The organism is Limimaricola sp. AA108-03, assembly GCF_050847355.1.
GTDB lineage: Bacteria > Pseudomonadota > Alphaproteobacteria > Rhodobacterales > Rhodobacteraceae > Limimaricola.
In genome coordinates this window covers 827,457-846,899 of sequence record NZ_CP193755.1, presented here as the reverse complement: position 1 = coordinate 846,899, position 19,443 = coordinate 827,457, and the positions used below count along the sequence as shown (strand labels likewise).

The window sequence follows — 19,443 nt, the reverse complement described above, 5'->3', positions numbered from 1 at the left end:
GGTCGCCCGCCGAGCGGGGCGGGAAAGATCAGAGCGTGCGGCCGCCAAGCATGATGTCGAGGCGCTGCGCGGTCTCGTTGGCCTGGGGGTCATGCGGCATCAAGGCCAGCACCCGGTCCCATATCTCGCGCGCATCCTCGGGGCGGCCCATCTCCTCGAGCAGCACGGCAAAGCCCTGCAGCGCGCCGAAATGCCGCGGCTCGAGCGCCAGCGTCGCGCGCAGGTCCTCGATGGCGGGGCCGGTCAGGCCGGCGAGGTAATAGGCGTTGGCCCGGAGCGCATAGGCTTCGGCGAAATCGGGGGCGTGGTCGATCACCGCGGTCAGATGCTCGATCGCGGCCCGGCCATCGCCGTTGCCCAGGGCCTCGCGCCCACGCTCCAGCAGCAGGTCGACCGTGGCCGAGCCGCTGCGCGACCATGCCTCGCGGATCCCGGACGCGATCTCGGAGGTTTGCTCCGGGTCGGCGGTCCGCAAGTCCTCGAACAGCCGCGCGACGCGATCGGCCTCCTGCGCCTGCACGGGAAGCACAGCCGCAACGCTGATCGCCAATGCCGCAAGGACAGGTTTGAAGGGAAGAATGCTTGCACCCATAGTCCCTAGTGTAGGGGCCCGCCCGGACCGAGACCAGAGGCACCCCATCACAAGGACCAGATCGGCGGCCATCCCGGCTTCCGCGAACCCGAAGGACGACATGATGAGTGAACTGGTGAGCCAGGCGGTGACGGCGCTCAACGCCAAGATGGACGGGCAAGGCCTTGAGGGCGGCCCGGCCAAGTTCGTGATCGCGGATGAGGGCGCGATCATGATCGACGAGAGCGGCGCGCGCGCGGGCGACGAGCCCGCCGAGGTGACGCTCACCGCCGATGCCGAAACCTTCCAGGCGATCCTCGAGGGCGATCTCGATCCGACTGCCGCCTTCATGCAGGGCAAGCTGTCGGTCGATGGCGACATGGGGCTTGCCATGAATCTGGCGGCGGTTCTTGGCTGACGGCACCAAGCCCTCGGCCGCCCCCTTCTTCGCGGAGGTGGCCGATGGCCCGGCGGCGGCGCAATGGATCGCCGCCGCGGACGGCGTGCGCCTCAGGACCGTGCATTGGGACACGGCCGCGCCGCGCGGCACGGTGCTGATCCTCAGCGGGCGCACTGAATACGCAGAGAAATACGGACGTGTCGCCGGCGATCTGGTGGCACGCGGCTATGGCTGCGCGACGCTGGACTGGCGCGGTCAGGGGCTGTCGCACCGGGGCCATGACGACGCGATGCGCGGCCATGTCGATCGCTTCTCCGAATATCAGGACGATCTCGACGCCTTCCTGACGCATGTCCAGTCCCTCGGACTGCCGCGCCCCTATCACATGCTCGCCCATTCCATGGGGGGCTGCATCGGCCTCAGAGCACTGATCCGGGGCGTTGGCTTCGACAGCGCCTGCTTTACCGCACCGATGTGGGGCGTGCTGATGCGCCCCACCCTGCGCGTCGCGGCCTGGGGACTCAGCAGCGCTTCGCGTCTCGTCGGGTTGTCGCATCTTCCGTCGCCGGGACGTTCGGCCACGCTGGAAGAGGCGGCGGAGGCGGCCGAGGCCAACATGCTGACCCGCGATCAGGAGAGCTTCGACTGGGTACGCCGGCAAGTGGCCCTGCATCCCGAGCTGGGCCTTGCCGCACCGTCGCTGCACTGGCTGCACGAAGCACTGCGCGAGACCTGGGCGCTGTCGCGCCTGCCTTCGCCCGCCCTGCCCTGCCTGACGCTTCTGGGCACCGAGGAATGGGTGGTCGATTCGACCCGTATCCGACAGCGGATGGCGCGCTGGCCCGGCGCCGCGCTGGAGATGATCGAGGGCGGCCGCCACGAACTCCTGATCGAGGACGCCGAGACGCGGGGCACGCGGATCGATCGGATCGCAAGGCATTTCGGCTGAGGCCGAACTACTCCGCCGCGCCGAGATGACCGACCGTGGGCAGATCCTCGCCCGGCGCAGGGAGACGCATCCGCGCCGGGTGCCCGCCCGCCACGGTCTCGTGCAGGCGCTCGGAAGGGTCGCGCCCGACGATGCGTCGCCGGCGCGACAGGAACAGCTTGTTCCAGCCGCGCCACGTGCTGACCGAGGGCGCCTGCGGATCGCAGGGAAACCGCGATCGCCAGTCTTCGGGCAGGGTCATGCCGCGTTGCTCCAGCCGCTCCAGCATCCAGACCAGCGGGATGTTGGCCAGGGGCCGGTGCTGCAGAGAGCCGCCGATCTGGCCGCCGATATCGCCATGCGTGCCCCTGAACCAGACCTGCTCCACATGGCCGCCAAAACCCTCGGGCGTGGTCCAGAGCACGGGCGTGTAGGCGCGGCGTGTCTCGTCGAGCGCCAGCGCATGGAACCCGTGCAACACGTGGCTGCCGAGCCGGTGGTCATGGAACATGTGGTTGGGCTCGGACCAGCGCCACAGGAGCGGCAGGCGCAGGCCCAGCGAAGCCACCGTGTCCCAGACCGCCACCGCCTCGATCTCCACCCGGTCGTGGCAGTGAAGCCGCGCGAAGGCGCGCGCCGCCTCGCTCGGCTCGGAGCCGCGATGACGGTAATGCCGATAGGCGTCACGGACGTTGCGCTCGGTGGCGGCATCGGCGCGCAGCAGCCCGATCCGGCTGATCATTCCCGACAGCGACCGCACCGCGTAGGCGCCGCGCGAATACCCCACGAGAATGATCGTGTCGCCCGGACGAAACCGCGAGGCGAGCACGCCATAGGCGCGCTGGATCAGCCGGTTGATGCCACGTCCCATCAGCACGTCAAGCGTCTCGGCCCAGCTGCGCCACTGGATGCCCGCCTCGTAATGCACCGTCAGGTTCGCGTGGCGGCCGCTCTCGCGCAGCAGCTTGTAGGTCAGACCGGCATTGGTTTCGAAGCCACGGCGGAGCGTCGACATGGTGCCGTCGAGGATGATCACATGGGTGGCGGCGCCACGGGCGCGGGGCTGACCCTCGGCCTGCCGCGGCCGGCGTCCGATCAGCCCGAGCAGCCAGTCACGGACGCCCATCGGGGCCTCGTCTCTGCGCCACTGACCTGCTCGTCGCCCGCATGATTTCCCTTCCGCCGTTAACCTTTACCCTAAGGGACGAGACCGCTCTGTCCAGAGGCGCGCGACCTCTGCCCGATCATATGTTCCATATCCATTGAAACAGGTCGTTACCCCGACCAGATAGGCCCCCGCCGAGCAGAACAGCAGCCAGTCGCCCTCGGCCGCGCAGCCCGGCAGGCGGGTTTCGCCGGGCAGCCGGTCGAGGCTGTCACAGGTCGGGCCGAACAGGACGAAGGGCTGGTCTGTGCCGAGGCTGCGACCGTCATGCGGGACCAGATCGACGCTGGGCACGCCGATCGAGGGGCATTCGGACAGCCCGCCATAGATGCCGTCACCGAGATAGAGCGCGGTGCCGCGCCGCGCCTTGACCGGCACCGCGTAGGCCATGGAATCCGCCACGAGGCCCCGGCCCGGTTCGCAGACCAGCGCGGGCACGTCCTCAAATGCCGCGACACCCCGTGAGATCGCCGCGAAGACCGGTTCGTGATCGGGGGCGATGCCGTCGCGGCCCGAGGCGAAGCCGCCGCCGACATTGAGCCGCGCCAGCCGCACCCCCGCCGCCCGGGCCAGATCCGCGCAGGCGTCGATATAGGCGGTCCAGGCCGTCGGATCGGCGCATTGGGTGCCGACATGAAAGGTCATCGAGACCCGGAAACCCGCCTCTGCCGCGCGCTGCAGCAGCGCCAGCGCCAGTTCCGGCACGGCGCCGAACTTGGCACCGAAATCATAGGCCGCGCCTGCCACCGGCAGCTTCAGCCGCACCGCGATCTCGGCCTCGCGCCCGACCCCTTCGGCGATGAGCTTGTCGAACTCGGCCATGTCGTCGACCGACCAGGACGCTACCCCCGCGGCGATCCCGGCCCTGATCTCGGCGCGCGAGCGCACCGGGTTGTGGTAATGCAGCACAGCCTCGGGGCAGAGCCCGCGCACCAGAGCCATCTCGGCGGGCGAGGCGACGTCGAAAGCGCGCATCCCCTCCGCCGCCAGCTGCGCGATCACTGCCGCGTCGGGATTGGCTTTCACGGCATAGGTCACCTCGCCCGGAAAGCCGCGCCGGAAGCTGGCGTGACGGGCGGCGAGGGCTTCGGGGCAGCTCAGCAACACCGGCGTATCGCCGCCATGGCGACGCAGCCAGTCACGCGGCGTCTCGGCACGAGGCGGCATGGTGGGAAGTGGAATGGCAACGGGGCTTTGCAGCATATGGGTCCTCCTTGCCCCCATGCTGCGCCGCGTGGCCGCCGGAACGAAGCGGCACTCCGCGCGATATGTCTCGACCTGCCGCCATATCGTCGGCAGGATCGGCGATATGACCGAACCCGATCCGACCGATGCCCGCCTCATCGCGCTTCTGACCGAGAATGCCCGCGCCCCCGTGGCGCATCTGGCGCAGCGGCTGGGGCTCGCCCGCTCCACGGTCCAGGCACGGCTCGACCGGCTGGAGCGCGCGGGCGTGATCGCGGGCTATACGGTTCGGCTGGCCGAGCGGGCGCGCGGCGGCATCTGCGCCACGGTGCTGGTGCAGATGACCCCCGCGCGGCAGGCCGCCGTGCTGGCCGGGCTCAAGCGGATCGCCGAGGTCGAGACCGTCCACACCACCTCGGGCCGCTTCGATCTCGCCTGCCGGCTGCGAGCGCAGACCACCGAGGCGCTCGACGCGGCGCTCGACCGGATCGGCGCGCTCGATGGCGTCAAGGCGACCGAGGCGCTCATTCACCTTTCCACCCGGATCGACCGGGGCTGATCCCTTTTCCTCCCCCGCCCGCCGCGCTAGAGACAAGGCCGATCTGCACGAGGAGCCCGGGACATGGCGATGGAAAAGACGTTCGACGCGGCCGAGGCCGAGGCCCGGCTCTACGCGGCATGGGAACAGGCGGGCGCGTTCCGTGCCGGGGCCGGCGCGCGCCGCTCCGAGACCTTCTCGATGATGATCCCGCCGCCCAACGTCACCGGCTCGCTGCACATGGGTCATGCGTTTAACAACACGCTGCAGGATATCCTCGCGCGCTGGCACCGGATGCGCGGCTTCGACACGCTGTGGCAACCCGGTCAGGACCACGCGGGCATCGCCACGCAGATGGTCGTGGAGCGCGAGATGGCCAAGGCCGGCAATGAGAGCCGCCGCGAAATGGGCCGCGAGAAGTTCCTCGAAAAGGTCTGGGAGTGGAAGGCGCAGTCGGGCGGCACCATCATCGATCAGCTCAAGCGTCTCGGCGCGTCCTGCGACTGGGAGCGCAACGCCTTCACCATGTCCGGCGCGCCGGGCGCGCCCGAGGGCGAGCAGGGCAACTTCCACGACGCGGTGATCAAGGTCTTCGTCGACATGTACGAGAAGGGCCTGATCTACCGCGGCAAGCGGCTGGTGAACTGGGACCCGCATTTCGAGACCGCGATCTCGGATCTCGAGGTCGAGAACATCGAGCAGCCCGGCAACATGTGGCACTTCAAGTACCCGCTGGCCGGCGGCGAGACCTACACCTATGTCGAGCGCGACGAGGACGGGAAAATCGTCTTCGAGGAAGAGCGCGACTACATCGCCATCGCCACGACCCGGCCCGAGACGATGCTGGGCGATGGCGCGGTGGCCGTGCACCCCGATGACGAGCGCTACGCTCCCATCGTCGGCAAGCTCTGCGAGATCCCGGTCGGTCCCAAGGAGCATCGGCGCCTGATCCCGATCATCACCGATGAATACCCCGAGATGGATTTCGGCTCGGGCGCGGTGAAAATTACAGGGGCGCACGACTTCAACGACTACGAGGTCGCCAAGCGCGGCGGCATCCCGATGTACCGGCTGATGGACACCAAGGGCGCGATGCGCGCCGACGGCGTCCCATATGCCGAGGCCGCCGCCCGGGCGCAGGAGGTCGCGCGCGGCGCTGAGATCTCAATCATGGAGGCCGACGCGCTCAACCTCGTGCCGGACGAGTATCGCGGCCTCGACCGCTTCGAGGCGCGCGAGCGGGTGATCGCCGACATCACCGCGCAGGGGCTCGCCGTGATGGTGCCCGAATGGGACCCCCGCCTCGGGCCCAAGGCCGCCAAGCGCGAGGCCGCCGAGGAAGGCGGCACCCCGCCCGAGACCCGGCTGGTGCCGCTGGTCGAGCACAAGCCGATCATGCAGCCCTTCGGCGACCGCTCCAAGGTGGTGATCGAGCCGATGCTGACCGACCAGTGGTTCGTCGACACCTCGAAGATCGTCGGCCCGGCGCTCGACGCGGTGCGGTCGGGCGAGACCAGGATCCTGCCCGAGCGCGACGCCAAGGTCTATTTCCACTGGCTGGAGAACATCGAGCCCTGGTGCATCTCGCGCCAGCTCTGGTGGGGCCATCAGATCCCGGTCTGGTACGGGCCGACCCTGACCGACGGCCATGTCGATCTCGAGGCCGAGTGGACCCCGTTCTGCGCCGCCACCCGCACGGAGGCGCTCGAGAAGATGGCTGCCTATTACGGCCATGACGAGATCCGCATCGTCGAGGATCGCCAGGAAGCGATGGCGCTGTTCGAGGCGGCCGTGGGCAACACCACCGACGAGGGCGCGATCCGCTCGCCCCAGGCCCCGACCGCGATTCCGGTCTGGCGCGACCCCGACGTGCTCGACACGTGGTTCTCCTCCGGCCTCTGGCCGATCGGCACGCTGGGCTGGCCCGAAGAGACGCCGGAGCTGGAGAAGTACTTCCCCACCTCCACCCTCGTCACCGGCTTCGACATCATCTTCTTCTGGGTCGCCCGGATGATGATGATGCAATACGCCGTGGTCGGGCAGAAACCGTTCGACACCGTCTATGTCCATGCCCTCGTCCGCGACGAGAAGGGCAAGAAGATGTCGAAGAGCCTGGGCAACGTGCTCGACCCGCTCGACCTGATTGATGAGTTCGGCGCGGACGCGGTGCGCTTCACCCTGACCGCGATGGCGGCGATGGGGCGCGACCTGAAGCTCTCGACGCAACGCATCCAGGGCTATCGCAACTTCACCACCAAGCTGTGGAACGCCTGCCGCTTTGCGGAGATGAACGGCGCGCTGGCGCCCGAGCGCCACGCCGCCCCCGCGGTGCCGCCCAAGGCGAACGCGACCGTCAACCGCTGGATCGTCGCCGAGACCGCGAAGATCCGCGAGGAGACCGACGCGGCGCTCAGCGCCTACCGTTTCAACGATGCCGCGAACGGGCTCTATGCCTTCGTCTGGGGCAAGGTCTGCGACTGGTATGTCGAGTTCTCCAAGCCACTGCTGCAGGGCGACGACGATGCGGCCAAGGCCGAGACGCAGGCGGTCATGGCCTGGGTGCTCGACCAATGCATGATCCTGCTCCACCCGATCATGCCCTTCATCACCGAGGAGCTGTGGGGCAACACCGCGCAGCGCGACACGATGCTGGTCCATGCCGAATGGCCGGAATACACCGCAGCCGAGCTGGCCGATCCCGAGGCCGAGGCCGAAATGTCGCTCGCCATCGCGATAGTCGAGGGCGTGCGCTCGGCGCGGGCGCAGATGAACGTGCCCGCAGGCCTTCAGGTGCCGGTGGTGCTGGTCGGGGCCGAGGATGCCGTGCGCACCGCCTGGGACCGCAACGCCGCGATGGTGTCGCGGCTGGCGCGGATCGATTCGCTGGTCGAGGCCGAGGCCGCGCCCAAGGGGGCGATCACCGTGCCCCTGCCCGGCGCGACGCTGGCACTGCCGCTGGCCGACATCATCGACGTGGGTGCTGAAAAAGCGCGGCTGGAAAAGGTGATGGGCAAGCTGGCCAAGGAGATCGGCGGGCTGAAGGGGCGACTGAACAATCCCAAATTCGCCCAGAGCGCGCCCGAGGAAGTGGTCGAGGAGACCCAGCAGAACCTCGCGGCTCGCGAAGCCGAGGCCGCGCAACTCGCCGCCGCGCTCGACCGGCTGGCCGAGATCGCCTGAGACAGGACAAGCCGCAGACAATCACTGGGGGGCGGGAATCGGTTGATGCCGCCCCCTTGGCTCGGGACGACGTCGCCAGGCTCTCCCGCAGCGCGAGCGCGCCGCGTGGTCAGATGGTTTCGATGAACAACAGCCGGACGGCCAGCGTCAGGACGATGCCGCCGCCCGACAGCAACAGAATCACCCATACGAACTCGAAACCGGTCCGCTCTTCGCCTTCGCTGGCTGCAAAAGCAGATATGAGCGTCCTTAAAATATCACGCATCACTTGAACCACTATCACCTACAGGTTGTTACCGCACGCTAGGTGACGCACGTGCATCGTGCAAGCGTTTGCTGCTTGTGGCGGCGTCTGGCGCGCGGCATCCTCTGGCGCATGACCGATCCGCGCCTTACCCCGCTCGCCGCCTCGCTCCCCGATACCGTGCCCTTCGTGGGCCCGGAAACGCAGGAGCGGCGCATGGGCCGCCCCTTCGCCGCCCGGCTTGGCGCGAACGAAAACGTCTTCGGCCCCGCGCCCGCCGCGGTCGCGGCCATGCGAAAGGCCGCCGAGGATGTCTGGATGTATGGCGATCCGGAGGCGCATGAACTGCGCCAGGCCATCGCCGCGCATCATGGGGTGGATCCGGCGCATATCCGCGTCGGAGAGGGCATCGACGGGCTGCTGGGCCTTCTGGTGCGACTCATCGTCGGGCCCGGCGACTGGGTCGTCACCTCGGAAGGCGGTTACCCGACCTTCGATTTCCACGTCACCGGTTTCGGCGGACGGATCGAACAGGTGCCCTATGACGGCGACCGCGTCGATACCAAGGGTTTGGTGGAGCGCGCCGGCTGGACCGGAGCCAAGCTCGTCTACATCGCCAATCCCGACAATCCGATGGGCGGGCTGCACGACGCCGCGACGGTCCGCGAGATGATCGAGGCGCTGCCCGCCGATGCGTTGCTTGTGCTGGACGAGGCCTATGTCGAGTTCGCGCCCGAGGCGGAGCGACCCGAGATCGATCCCGCCGACGACCGTGTGATCCGCTTACGCACCTTTTCCAAGGCGCATGGGCTCGCGGGCGCGCGCGTCGGCTACGCGATCGGCCCGGCGCCGCTGATCGCGGCCTTTGACCGTGTGCGCAATCATTTCGGCCTGAGCCGGATCTCGCAGGAAGGAGCGTTGGCGGCGCTCTCGGCACGCGACCATCTCGACCACGTGCTGAAGGAAGTGGCGGCGGCGCGCGCCCGCATCGCGGCGATCGCGCATGACAACGGCCTCATGCCGCTGCCCTCGGCCACCAACTTCGTCGCCGTGGATTGCGGCGGCGATGGTGCCTTCGCTCGCCAGGTCATGGAGGGGCTGGCGGCGCGAGGTGTCTTCGTCCGGATGCCGGGCGTCGCGCCGCTGAACCGCTGCATCAGGGTGACCGCCGGGCGCGAAGCCGATCTGGATGCCTTCGCGAAAGCTTTACCACAGGCGCTGGAAGAGGCCCGCATCGCGCCCTAGCTCGCGAGGGGCCAAGGAGGTCGCCATGCGCCAACCCGCCCCGGACTTCACCAACGCGTTTCTCGCCACCCTCGGCGTGCTGCTCTTCATGGGGCTGCTGACCGTCGCGGCGATTTGGGGCTGGGCCGGGGTGGTCTTCGGCGCGCTGGGCTTCGACCGCCTTGCGCAGCCCCTCGCCCGCCGCGTCCGACGCTAGGCCCGGGCCGAGACCTCCGCCACGCTAGCCGCGATCAGGTCGAGGCAATCGGGGGTCGAAAACCGATGGTCGGCCCCGTCGACCAGAGTCAGCCGCTTGTCGGGCCCATCCGCGTGCTTCAAGAGCCGCAAGGCGGTGGCGACAGAGACATCCTCATCCGCCGTGCCTTGCAGGAACCGCACCGGGAAAGGCAGCGGCAGCGGCGTGCGCAGCACCAGATGGCTACGCCCCTCCTCGATCAGGCGCCGGGTGATCCGCAGCGGATCACCGTAATCCGACGGGTAGTCGAGATAGCCGTCCGCCTCGAAGCGATTGCGCATGTCGCCGGTCATGTCCGCCCAGAACCCGTCCTCGGTGAAATCCGGCGCGGCGGCGATGGTGACGAGGCCCGCGACCTTCTCTGGCACGGCGCGCGCCAGCAACAGCGAGATCCAACCGCCCATCGAGGAGCCGACGAGGATCTGGGGCCCCGTCGTCAGCGACAGCGCCGCCGCGGCGTCTTCGGCCCAGTCGCCGATCGCCCCCTCCTCGAAGCTGCCGCCGCTGCTGCCATGGCCGGAATAGTCGAAGCGCAGGAAGGCGCGGCCATTCCTCTTCGCCCAGTCCTCCAGAAAGACCGCCTTGGTCCCCTCCTTGTCGGAGCGGAATCCGCCCAGGAACACCACGCCCGGCCCCGCCCCCGGCGTGAGATCATAGGCGATGCGGCGGCCCTGCGGGCTGGTAAAGTCGGGCATGTTCGTCTCCGTCCTTGGTCGGGGCGCAGCATCGAAGCGCGCGGCCGCAATGACAAGCCCCGCGCTTGACACGCCGGTCCCGCCCGATCATCAAGCCCCGACACACATAACCCGCAACCGGGCGTTCCGTGGGCGCCAAACCGACGAGGAGGCCGATATGGCCCAGATCTCCCTCACCTTTCCCGATGGCAACAGCCGCGAATATCCCGCCGGGGTGACCGCCGCCGAGGTGGCGCAATCGATCTCGCCCAGCCTCGCCAAGAAGGCCATCTCCGCGAATGTGAATGGCGACCACTGGGATCTGAGCTGGCCGATCCAGCATGACAGCAAGATCGCGATCCACTCGACCAAGGATACAGAGCCGTCGCTGGAGCTGATCCGCCATGCCTTCGCGCATGTCATGGCCCGCGCGGTGCAGGAAATCTGGCCCGACGTGAAGGTCACCATCGGCCCGGTCACCGAGAACGGCTGGTTCTACGACTTCGACCGCTCCGAGCCCTTCACCCCCGAGGATCTCGGCGCGATCGAGAAGAAGATGAAGGAAATCATCGCCAAGTCCGAGCCGATCCGCAACGAGGTGTGGGATCGGGCGCAGGCGCGCGCCTACTACCAGGAGCGCGGCGAGACCTTCAAGATCGAGCTTCTCGACCGCATCCCCGAGGACGCGCCGATCCGCATGTATTGGCATGGCGACTGGCAGGATCTCTGCCGCGGCCCGCATCTGCAGCATCTGGGCCAGCTGCCCGCCGACGCCTTCAAGCTGATGGGCGTCTCGGGCGCCTACTGGTTCGGCGACGTGAGCCGCCCGCAGCTGCAGCGGATTTCGGGCGTCGGCTTCCGCAACCGCGACGAGCTCAAGGCGCATCTGACCATGCTGGAGGAGGCCGCCAAGCGCGACCACCGCAAGCTGGGCCGCGAGATGGACCTCTATCACCTGCAGGAAGAGGCGCCGGGCATGGTGTTCTGGCACCCGAACGGCTGGACCGTCTACCGCGCGCTCGAGGATTACATGCGCCGCCGCCAGAACGCCGCCGGCTACCGCGAGATCCGCACCCCGCAGGTCGTCGACCGCGTGCTGTGGGAGAAGTCGGGCCACTGGGAGGCCTATCGCGAGAACATGTTCATCGTCGAGGTGGACGAGGAAGGCGCGAAGGAAAAGCGCACCAACGCGCTCAAGCCGATGAACTGCCCCTGCCATGTGCAGGTGTACAATCAGGGGCTCAAATCCTACCGCGACCTGCCGCTGCGGCTGGCGGAGTTCGGCTCCTGCCACCGCTACGAATCCTCGGGCTCCATGCACGGGCTGATGCGGGTGCGCGGCTTCGTGCAGGACGACGCGCATATCTTCTGCACCGAGGACCAGCTCGAGCAGGAATGCGCGGACTTCATCGCGCTCCTTGCTTCGGTCTACCACGACCTCGGCTTCGAGAAGTTCGACATCAAGCTCTCGACCCGGCCCGAAACCCGCGTGGGCTCGGACGAGATCTGGGACAAGGCCGAGACCGCGCTGGAAAAGGCGATCCAGAAGGCCGGGGCCGAATACACCGTCGATCCGGGCGAAGGCGCCTTCTACGGCCCCAAGCTCGACTTCAAGCTCACCGACGCGATCGGGCGCGAATGGCAGTGCGGCACCTTCCAGGCCGACTTCAACCTGCCCGACCGGCTGGATGCGGAGTTCGTCAACGAAAAGGGCGACAAGGCGCGGCCCGTGATGCTGCACCGCGCGATCCTCGGCTCCTTCGAGCGGTTCCTCGGCATCCTGATCGAGAACCATGCCGGACGCCTGCCGCTCTGGCTTGCACCGCGACAGGTCGTGGTGGCCTCGATCGTCTCGGATGCCGACGACTACGTGCACGAGGTGGTCGCCGCGCTGAAAAAGGCGGGCATCCGCGCCGAGGCCGACACCCGCAACGAGAAGATCAACTACAAGGTGCGCGAGCACTCGGTCGGCAAGGTGCCGGTGATCCTCGCCATCGGCGGCCGCGAGGTCGAGGAGCGCACCGTCAGCCTGCGCCGCCTCGGCGAGAACCGCTCCGAGGTGCTGGCCCTCGACGAGGTGCTGGCACGGCTCAAGGACGAGGCGACGCCGCCGGACCTGCGCCGGGGCTAGAGCCCCTGGCGGTAGCTGCCGCCCTCTTCGATCACCGGGCGTTTCAACAGCGCCGGGTGATCCTCCAGAAGCCCGGCCACAGGCCGGGCTTTTTCGTCCTCGGACAGCCCGCGCCATGTGGTCGAGGCCCGGTTGATCGCCTTGTCGCCGAAGGTCGCGACGATCGCCGCGCGCTCTTCCGCGGCCAGCGGTTCGGCCCGCACGTCGACCAGAACCGGCTCATGCCCCTGTTCCTTCAGCGCCTTCATCGCGGCGCGCGTACGATCGCAGTTCTTCAGCCCGAGAACCCGCATCTTTCCCTCCACTTGTGATTTGCCTTTCCTGCACGCGACCTACTGTCCTTGGCAACCGCAAGGCGTGCGGTCGGACTTCAAGTGACGGGAGTAAGTGCCATGCCGAAGGGCACCGTGAAATGGTTCAACACCACCAAGGGTTATGGGTTCATCGCGCCGGAGGATGGCGGCAAGGACATCTTCGTCCACATCTCGGCGGTCGAGCGCTCCGGCCTCACCGGCCTCGCCGATGACGAGCCGGTGGAGTTCGACCTGATCGAGGGGCGGGATGGCAGGGAAATGGCAGGGAATTTGCGGAAGGTTTAGCCGTCAGAACTTACTGTATAAAGTTACTAAGTCTGCTTGGACCTTCTCCAAGAACTTGCTGGCCGATTGGCGCTGACCAGATTTTGACTCAGGCTTTTTGATCCTCATTCCCTTCAAGAGGGTCAACCTGTCCTGAGGAAACGCATCAGATGGAATTATCTTTGCCTGTCCCTTTAACGTAAAGGTACGACTATCGGGAAGATGCTCGCCTATCACAGCAATAGACCCGACATCCGCGTGCGAAACAAAAATCATGATCTCGCTATCCACCTCGATGGACTGGAAATCACCCTTCAAAGCAGCGCTCATGCTTCCGCTTATACTGCCCGCCGCATACGGTGCTACAAAAAATGCGGTCAAAAAGTAGAATGACGGCCAGTCTAGCTTGCGCACCAATGTCTGGCTTGCCGAACCCTTCCTCCATTCCACCTCTGCCTTAAGGTTAAGGTCAATAAACCCTGCAAAAGTCCCACCCTTCTTTCTGAACCTTAGAAAAGTCAAAGCCGCTGAAAGCGCGAATGCGAAAAGCACTAAGAACAGCGCAACCGTTAGCCACACGAAGCCCAGAGCATAAAATGCTAGCCCCGCAACGGCAGCAAGTATTATCTGATTGTGGTAAACGAGAAATATTTTTGGACCAGACTTCAGGAAGGAGTAAGGGACAATTCCAAACAAATACCATGAGGACATTAACGTCCCCAGCAGCCATGCGGCAGAGGCCAAAACGGTCTTAGCGCCGATTGAGATGAATACTTCGTCTATTAAAAAGTATGCGAGATATGATTTCTGAAAGAAGAAAGTGAATATATATAGAGCCGTGGTTGCACCTGCAATTAAAACCGCCTCTCCCTTCAGCCAATTCCCAACTTTATCCACTTTCTCGCTATTCACTTTTACATCACTTTAAGAGCTACCGTTTCAGTTCCTAAATTGGCTTGTAAACTCTCGCCACTCCCTTGCACTCATGCCGGACGTCTCCTGAGTCACTTCCTCCCCAGCGAGCATCCGCCGTAGGCACTCTACACCGGAAGCTGAAAGCGTCACCCCCCCGAGGCGATACTCTTCGAAGGCGCGGTAGGCGGCGGGCACCCAGTCCTTGACCATCTCGCAGATCGCGTCCGCATAGACCCGGATCTCGTATTGCGCGTGGGGGTCGGCGCGCAGGCGCAGGAAGTGGAACAGGTTGTGCAGATCCACCTTCCAGTACCACTGCGTGTAGATGTTGGCGGGCAGGTTCATCCGCGCCAGCTCGCGCGCGAGGCCCTGCTGGCCCTCATCGGAGATCATCTGCTCGTAGTGGTCATAGGCGCGGTGCGCATCCTCGCGCAGCCAGTCGAGCACGCGGGCCGATTCCTCAGGGCCCAGCACATCGCCCCGGCCCTGGTTGTTCTGGCTCGACTGCGCGGCGAGGTCCTCAGGCCTTGGGATGTAGAACTCCCGGTCGAGGATCGAGTAGCGGGCGGAGTATTCGTTGACGTTGGCGGTGCGGTGGCGGATCCACTGGCGCGCGACGAAAACCGGCAGCTTCACGTGCAGCTTCAGTTCGCACATCTCGAACGGCGTCGAGTGCCAGTGCCGCATCAGGTAGCGGATCAGCCCCTCGTCGTTCTGCACCGACTTGGTGCCGCGCCCGTAGCTCACGCGCGCCGCTTGGCAGATCGCGGCGTCGTCGCCCATGTAGTCGATCATCCGCACGAAGCCGTGGTCGAGCACCGGATGCGCCTTGTAGAGATGCTTTTCGGCACCCTCGGAGACGGCGCGCAGCGTCTGTCGGGGGGTGGCGCGGAGATCCTCGATCTCGGCGCTCTGCTCGGGCGTCAGCGGCATGGTCGTCTCCTGTAACTCGTGGCTTGCGCCTGCATAGCCCCGTGGCCGGATTGGAACAATCGCCGAGCCGCCTGCCCGCGCGCCCGGCCCATGCGTTGACAGCCCCCACCCGGCCCCGGATGGTCGGGATCAAAGAGCCTCAGGCCGAAGGGCAGCCCCGATGATCCGACCACTTTCCATTGCCGCATTGCTGCTGCTCGCCGCCTGCGGCGACGGCCAGCCCTTCGAGTTTTCCGAAGAGGAAGTGACGGAGGAGGACGAGGAAGAGGAGGAGACCGGCGGCTTCGACGGCGACGGCACGCCGCCCGAGGGCACCGAAGGTCCCAAGGCCGGGCCCGACGAGTCGATCTTCCGCACCGAGGCCGAGGATGGCGAGGGCGGCGGCTTCGTCACCGAGGTGGTCTACAACGCCGCGAGCGACAGCTTCACCGTCGACAACATCGCCTTCGACGGCGACCGGCCCTATCAGCGGCAGGACGGCTTCGACAGCCTCGCGGGCTATGCGCTCTATGCCAGCGTCGGCACGCCCGACGACGATCTCGTCGTACGCGACCCGGTGATCGATCCGCGCACCGGCGAGACGGTCGATCAGTTCGACTACCGCGCGATCTACGGCGTCAGCCGCGACCAGGTCCGGGTCGATGGCAAGCTGGAGCCGCGCTCGCGCTTTGCCATCGTGCGCACCGGCAGCTATCGCAGCTACGGCTTCGGCGGCTTTCTCTACGAGCGCAATGGCGGCGTCGAGCTGCCGCAGAATGGCCAGGCGGTGTTCGCGGGCGATTATGCGGGGATGCGCGTCTTCTCCGGCGCCGGCGGCCTCGAATACACCACCGGCGACATCGAAATCGCCGTGGATTTCGAGGATTTCAATTCGGGCGAAGGGGTCCGCGGCGTGATCGACAACCGCCAGGTCTTCGACTCGAACGGCAACCTCCTGTCGCTGGGTGGGGGCGACGAGGCGCTGGTCGCGCCGACGCTGGTCTTCGATGTCGGCCCCGGCGCGCTGCGCGCCAATGGTGAGATCGGCGGCACGCTGTCGAGCCGGCGGACGCTCGAGGACGGCACCGTCGAGACCTATGAATCCGGCACCTATCTGGGGATCATCGGCGGCGAGGCCGAGGAGATCGTGGGCATCGTGGTGATCAACTCGGATGACCCGCGCTTCGACGACGTCACCGCGCGCGAGACCGGCGGCTTCATCGTCTACCGCTGATGCGCCTCGGGTCGCTCTGCCTCGCGGCCGCGCTCTGGCTCAACGCCTCTGCCATGGCCGCGCCGGTGGAGATCGGCCCGGACGCGATGCGCCGCCTCGCGGCCGAGGCGCTGGCGGCGGGTCAGGTCGAGGCCGCGCAGGCGCTGACGCGGGCGCTGCTGACGCGCGATCCCGAAGACGCCACGGCGCTGATCCTCGCGGCGGAGGCGGCGGTGCGGGCCGAGGATTGGGCCGACGCGGCGCGGCTCGCCGCCGCGGCGCATGGTCGGGTCGAGGGGCCGGCGCGGTTCCGCGCGGCGCGTCTCGCGGCCTTCGCGCTGACGCAGCAGGGCCGCTTCACCCGCGCCCAGATCTGGCTGCGCCACGCCAGCCCGGATGCCCCCGACGCCGCCGCCCGCGCCGGGCTGGCCGCGGATTACCGCGCCGTGGCGGCGCGCAACCCGCTGGCGTTGCGGCTCGGCTTCGGCGTGGCGCCCTCCTCGAACGTCAATGGCGGCAGCCGTTCCGAGACGCTGAGCCTGCCGGGCCTGCCGGTGGAGCTGGAGTTGTCCGGCGCGGCGCGGGCGCTGTCGGGCACGGCGGTGACCGGGTCGGCCGGGGCGCGCCACGGGATCGCCGCCCCCGCCCTGCCCGGCCCGGCCTGGATCGACCTAGAGGCGGAAGGGCGCGGCTACAGGCTTAGCGACAGCGCACGCCGACAGGCCCCGGAAGCACGCGGCGCGGATTTCGCACAGGCTACGTTGCGGCTCGGGCTGACGCAGCGGTTCGCGCGCCCAGAGATGCCGATCGATCTTTCGGTCGAGGCGGCGCGCCACTGGTACGGCGGTGACCCCTATGTCGACACGCTGCGCCTCGGGCTGGCCCGGCCGTTGCTGCGCCAGCCACGCGCGCGCCTCGATCTGGCACTCGCCGCCCAATACAGCGACCGGCTCGACACCGGAACCGATTGGTGGACGCCGACCCTGAGGCTGGCCTGGTCACAGCGCCTCGACAATGCCGACGGCCTCGGTCTGAGCGCGCGGCTGCGCCGCCAGACCGGCGATACGCCCGATCTGGCGCATGACGGGCTGACGCTCGGAATCGATTACGACGTCGCAAGACCGCTGGGCCCCGCACGGCTCGGCTTCGGCATCGAGGTCGAATGGCGCGATTATCCCGAAAGCCGCTACAGCTTGGACGGCCGTCAAGAGGCTGAGCTGCGGCTCGAGGGCCGGATCGCCCTGCCCGGCCAGGAGCGCTATGGCTTCTACCCCGAGATCGGGATCGAGACGCGGCGCAGCTGGTCGGATGTCGATCTCTTCGACGAAGAGGCCGTGACCCTCAACCTCGGCCTGCGCTCCGCCTTCTGAACCTTCTGAGCCTGCCGCACTGGCAGCGCACGTGACGCGTGCTAGGCTCCGCCGCGTCGCGCAAGACCGCGCATGAGAGGGAGACCACCGCGATGGCATTGAAATATCTGCACACCATGGTCCGGGTGAAGGATCTCGAGAAGAGCATGGCCTTCTACGAGCTTCTCGGCCTCAGGGAGACCAGCCGCAAGGAGAGCGAGGGCGGTCGCTTCACCCTCGTCTTCATGGCGCCCCCCGGACAGGAGGAATGCCCCGTCGAGCTGACATGGAACTGGGATGGGGACGACGGGCTGCCTTCCGACAGCCGTCATTTCGGGCACCTCGCTTATCGCGTAGACGACATCTACGAAACCTGCCGCCACCTGCAGGAGAACGGGGTGACCATCAACCGCCCCCCGCGCGACGGGCACATGGCCTTCGTCCGTTCGCCCGATAACATCTCGATCGAGCTTCTGCAGGCCGGAGACGCGCTGGCGCCGCAGGAGCCGTGGGCGAGCATGGAGAACACTGGCCACTGGTAGGCCCGTTCCGCTCGTGCCGGATTGGCGTGGGGGTCAGTAGATATAGCGGATCTGCTCGGTCCAGTAGCGTTCGATCCGCCGCAGCGACATGGTGATGTCGTCGATACCGGACTGGTCGAGCACGCCGCGAGACAGCATGCCCGCGGCGTGGCTTGCGAAGAGCTTGTCGACGATGTCACGGATGCGCCGCCCCTGTTCGGTCAGCCGCACGCGGACCGAGCGCCGGTCGATCTGGCATCGCTGGTGATGCATGTAACCCGCCTCGACCAGCTTCTTGAGATTGTAGCTGACATTGCTGCCTTGGTAGTAGCCGCGCGATTTCAGCTCGCCCGCCGTGACCTCGTTGTCGCCCACATTGAAGAGCAGCAGCGCCTGCACCGCGTTGATCTCGATCACGCCTATGCGTTCGAATTCATCCTTGATGACGTCGAGCAGCAGCCGGTGCAGCCGCTCCACCAATGTCAGGCTATCGAGATAGCTCGCCATGAAGGCCGTGTCGCGCGCCCCGCGCAGCGCCGGTTCCAGGGAGGAATGCACGCTCATCGTCAACTCTCCGTTCTGCCCGCCCGAAGGCAGGAATGTCGGAGAATGACAAAGAAACGGTTAAATTGCGCGACCTTGCACCTGCGCGGCCCGGCCTCAGCGGGGCCGGGTCACGCCGCGCGCGCCATCTGCGATCTCGGCCACGAGCGCCGCGTAGCATTCGGGCACCGGCAGGGAACCGGCGATCCAGCCATAGATGTCGTGGTCGTTTTCCGAAAGCAGCCGATCATAGAGCGCGAGCCCCTCATCCGACATTTCCAAGAGGCGACGGGTGGCGAAATCCTGGAGGATCAGGTCCATTTCCTTGATTCCGCGCCGCATCGAGCGCATCCGCAGCCGCCGTACGCGGGTCTCGCGCGGCTCGTCCAGCGGTGCAGCGGGTTCGATCGGCAACCTTCTCACGAGGTAACCTCGCCGACACGCTTCAAACGCTTCTCCAGCGTTGCCATGCGCTCGGCCGCCTGCATCATCTCGGCGCGCAGCACCCGCATTTCCGAGAGGATCTCCGAAAGCGCCGGGGGCGGCGTCTCGGTCGAGGCCGGCGCCTCGGGTCCGTCACCACGACCGGTCAGCAGCCAACTCAGCGACACGTTGAGCATTCCCGCCAGCATCTGCAGCCGGTTGGCGCGCGGCTCGTCCATGTCGTCTTCCCAGGCCTGCAGCGTCCCGACCTCGACCCCGAGCCGCGTCGCCAGCGCTTCCTGACTGAGCCCGGCCCCCTCGCGCGCGCCTGCCAGCCTGTCGCCGAAGGTGGCGGCCGTCTCGCTGTAATAGCCTTCGTCCTGCATCGCGCATCCTCCTGCCCAGCGGCCGCTTGATGGCGGCCCGCCCCCGCCATATGACACTGGCGGGGCGCGGTTTCCAGTCACGGGCGCGACCTGTCACACCCGACCAG

At 67.1% G+C, this 19,443-nt stretch carries 22 protein-coding genes; 11 read left to right on the top strand and 11 right to left on the bottom strand.

The window, feature by feature from the left end:
- Positions 1-28 precede the first annotated feature (28 nt).
- Positions 29-550 (bottom strand): tetratricopeptide repeat protein, encoded by a 522-nt coding sequence (locus tag ACRAQ3_RS04225; protein WP_432255789.1) that lies wholly within the window; start codon positions 548-550, stop codon positions 29-31.
- A 145-nt stretch (positions 551-695) separates the two neighbouring features.
- Here ACRAQ3_RS04225 and ACRAQ3_RS04220 point away from each other — a divergent pair, with 145 nt between their 5' ends.
- Both ACRAQ3_RS04220 and ACRAQ3_RS04215 read left to right on the top strand, forming a co-directional pair.
- Positions 696-989: an SCP2 sterol-binding domain-containing protein gene (locus tag ACRAQ3_RS04220; protein WP_432255788.1), complete on the top strand. Its 294-nt coding sequence runs from the start codon at positions 696-698 to the stop codon at positions 987-989.
- Entirely contained in the window at positions 982-1,920 is a 939-nt protein-coding gene (locus tag ACRAQ3_RS04215) for an alpha/beta fold hydrolase (RefSeq protein ID WP_432255787.1), read from the top strand. Before ACRAQ3_RS04220 ends, ACRAQ3_RS04215 begins: the two co-directional genes overlap by 8 nt.
- A gap of 7 nt (positions 1,921-1,927) precedes the next feature.
- Here ACRAQ3_RS04215 and ACRAQ3_RS04210 read toward each other — a convergent pair whose 3' ends face one another.
- Positions 1,928-3,025: a DUF2235 domain-containing protein gene (locus tag ACRAQ3_RS04210; protein WP_269396545.1), complete on the bottom strand. Its 1,098-nt coding sequence runs from the start codon at positions 3,023-3,025 to the stop codon at positions 1,928-1,930.
- A gap of 66 nt (positions 3,026-3,091) precedes the next feature.
- On the bottom strand, positions 3,092-4,267 hold the full coding sequence (locus tag ACRAQ3_RS04205; RefSeq protein ID WP_432255786.1) for a type III PLP-dependent enzyme: 1,176 nt from the start codon (positions 4,265-4,267) through the stop codon (positions 3,092-3,094).
- Between the two features lie 106 nt (positions 4,268-4,373).
- Here ACRAQ3_RS04205 and ACRAQ3_RS04200 point away from each other — a divergent pair, with 106 nt between their 5' ends.
- A complete protein-coding gene (locus tag ACRAQ3_RS04200) occupies positions 4,374-4,808 on the top strand; it encodes an Lrp/AsnC family transcriptional regulator (RefSeq protein WP_432255785.1) in 435 nt (144 codons plus the stop codon).
- Between the two features lie 63 nt (positions 4,809-4,871).
- Complete coding sequence (locus ACRAQ3_RS04195; RefSeq protein ID WP_432255784.1) at positions 4,872-7,967, top strand: valine--tRNA ligase; 3,096 nt, start codon at positions 4,872-4,874, stop codon at positions 7,965-7,967.
- A 109-nt stretch (positions 7,968-8,076) separates the two neighbouring features.
- Here ACRAQ3_RS04195 and ACRAQ3_RS04190 read toward each other — a convergent pair whose 3' ends face one another.
- Positions 8,077-8,232 (bottom strand): hypothetical protein, encoded by a 156-nt coding sequence (locus tag ACRAQ3_RS04190; RefSeq protein ID WP_165761362.1) that lies wholly within the window; start codon positions 8,230-8,232, stop codon positions 8,077-8,079.
- A gap of 111 nt (positions 8,233-8,343) precedes the next feature.
- Between ACRAQ3_RS04190 and ACRAQ3_RS04185 the strand changes: the two genes are divergently transcribed.
- Complete coding sequence (locus ACRAQ3_RS04185; protein ID WP_432255783.1) at positions 8,344-9,456, top strand: pyridoxal phosphate-dependent aminotransferase; 1,113 nt, start codon at positions 8,344-8,346, stop codon at positions 9,454-9,456.
- 25 nt (positions 9,457-9,481) lie between these two features.
- Positions 9,482-9,652: a hypothetical protein gene (locus tag ACRAQ3_RS04180; RefSeq protein ID WP_165761361.1), complete on the top strand. Its 171-nt coding sequence runs from the start codon at positions 9,482-9,484 to the stop codon at positions 9,650-9,652.
- Here ACRAQ3_RS04180 and ACRAQ3_RS04175 read toward each other — a convergent pair.
- Positions 9,649-10,386 carry an alpha/beta hydrolase gene (locus tag ACRAQ3_RS04175; RefSeq protein ID WP_432255782.1) on the bottom strand — a complete coding sequence of 246 codons (738 nt, stop codon included), beginning with the start codon at positions 10,384-10,386 and terminating at the stop codon, positions 9,649-9,651. The genes ACRAQ3_RS04180 and ACRAQ3_RS04175 overlap by 4 nt on opposite strands.
- Positions 10,387-10,543: 157 nt before the next feature.
- On the opposite strand from ACRAQ3_RS04175, the gene thrS reads away from it, so the two are divergent.
- Entirely contained in the window at positions 10,544-12,496 is a 1,953-nt protein-coding gene (gene thrS / locus ACRAQ3_RS04170; RefSeq protein ID WP_432255781.1) for a threonine--tRNA ligase, read from the top strand.
- Here thrS and ACRAQ3_RS04165 read toward each other — a convergent pair.
- Positions 12,493-12,789 (bottom strand): arsenate reductase family protein, encoded by a 297-nt coding sequence (locus ACRAQ3_RS04165; protein ID WP_432255780.1) that lies wholly within the window; start codon positions 12,787-12,789, stop codon positions 12,493-12,495. The two genes, thrS and ACRAQ3_RS04165, sit on opposite strands and share 4 nt — an antisense overlap.
- A 99-nt stretch (positions 12,790-12,888) precedes the next feature.
- On the opposite strand from ACRAQ3_RS04165, the gene ACRAQ3_RS04160 reads away from it, so the two are divergent.
- On the top strand, positions 12,889-13,095 hold the full coding sequence (locus ACRAQ3_RS04160) for a cold-shock protein (protein WP_269396537.1): 207 nt from the start codon (positions 12,889-12,891) through the stop codon (positions 13,093-13,095).
- A 3-nt stretch (positions 13,096-13,098) separates the two neighbouring features.
- Here the strand turns inward: ACRAQ3_RS04160 and ACRAQ3_RS04155 are convergent, their stop codons facing one another.
- Together ACRAQ3_RS04155 and thyX are read right to left on the bottom strand one after the other, a co-directional pair.
- Positions 13,099-13,986: a hypothetical protein gene (locus tag ACRAQ3_RS04155; RefSeq protein ID WP_432255779.1), complete on the bottom strand. Its 888-nt coding sequence runs from the start codon at positions 13,984-13,986 to the stop codon at positions 13,099-13,101.
- Positions 13,987-14,013: 27 nt separating this feature from the next.
- Complete coding sequence (thyX, locus tag ACRAQ3_RS04150) at positions 14,014-14,922, bottom strand: FAD-dependent thymidylate synthase (protein WP_432255778.1); 909 nt, start codon at positions 14,920-14,922, stop codon at positions 14,014-14,016.
- A 160-nt stretch (positions 14,923-15,082) separates the two neighbouring features.
- Between thyX and ACRAQ3_RS04145 the strand changes: the two genes are divergently transcribed.
- From ACRAQ3_RS04145 to ACRAQ3_RS04135, 3 genes are all read left to right on the top strand, one after another.
- Positions 15,083-16,135 (top strand): hypothetical protein, encoded by a 1,053-nt coding sequence (locus tag ACRAQ3_RS04145; protein WP_432255777.1) that lies wholly within the window; start codon positions 15,083-15,085, stop codon positions 16,133-16,135.
- On the top strand, positions 16,135-17,484 hold the full coding sequence (locus tag ACRAQ3_RS04140; RefSeq protein ID WP_432255776.1) for a hypothetical protein: 1,350 nt from the start codon (positions 16,135-16,137) through the stop codon (positions 17,482-17,484). The genes ACRAQ3_RS04145 and ACRAQ3_RS04140 overlap by 1 nt, the downstream gene beginning before the upstream one ends.
- Positions 17,485-17,576: 92 nt before the next feature.
- Positions 17,577-18,005, top strand: coding sequence for a VOC family protein (locus ACRAQ3_RS04135; RefSeq protein WP_085894542.1), 429 nt, complete (start codon positions 17,577-17,579; stop codon positions 18,003-18,005).
- 33 nt (positions 18,006-18,038) lie between these two features.
- Here ACRAQ3_RS04135 and ACRAQ3_RS04130 read toward each other — a convergent pair whose 3' ends face one another.
- The 3 genes from ACRAQ3_RS04130 to ACRAQ3_RS04120 form a co-directional block, all read right to left on the bottom strand.
- The gene (locus tag ACRAQ3_RS04130; RefSeq protein ID WP_085894540.1) at positions 18,039-18,548 is read right to left on the bottom strand and encodes a MarR family winged helix-turn-helix transcriptional regulator; all 510 of its coding nucleotides are present in this window, start codon (positions 18,546-18,548) and stop codon (positions 18,039-18,041) included.
- A 96-nt stretch (positions 18,549-18,644) separates the two neighbouring features.
- On the bottom strand, positions 18,645-18,917 hold the full coding sequence (locus tag ACRAQ3_RS04125) for a succinate dehydrogenase assembly factor 2 (protein ID WP_432256258.1): 273 nt from the start codon (positions 18,915-18,917) through the stop codon (positions 18,645-18,647).
- 29 nt (positions 18,918-18,946) lie between these two features.
- Positions 18,947-19,336 (bottom strand): helix-turn-helix domain-containing protein, encoded by a 390-nt coding sequence (locus tag ACRAQ3_RS04120; RefSeq protein ID WP_269396529.1) that lies wholly within the window; start codon positions 19,334-19,336, stop codon positions 18,947-18,949.
- Positions 19,337-19,443: the final 107 nt, after the last annotated feature.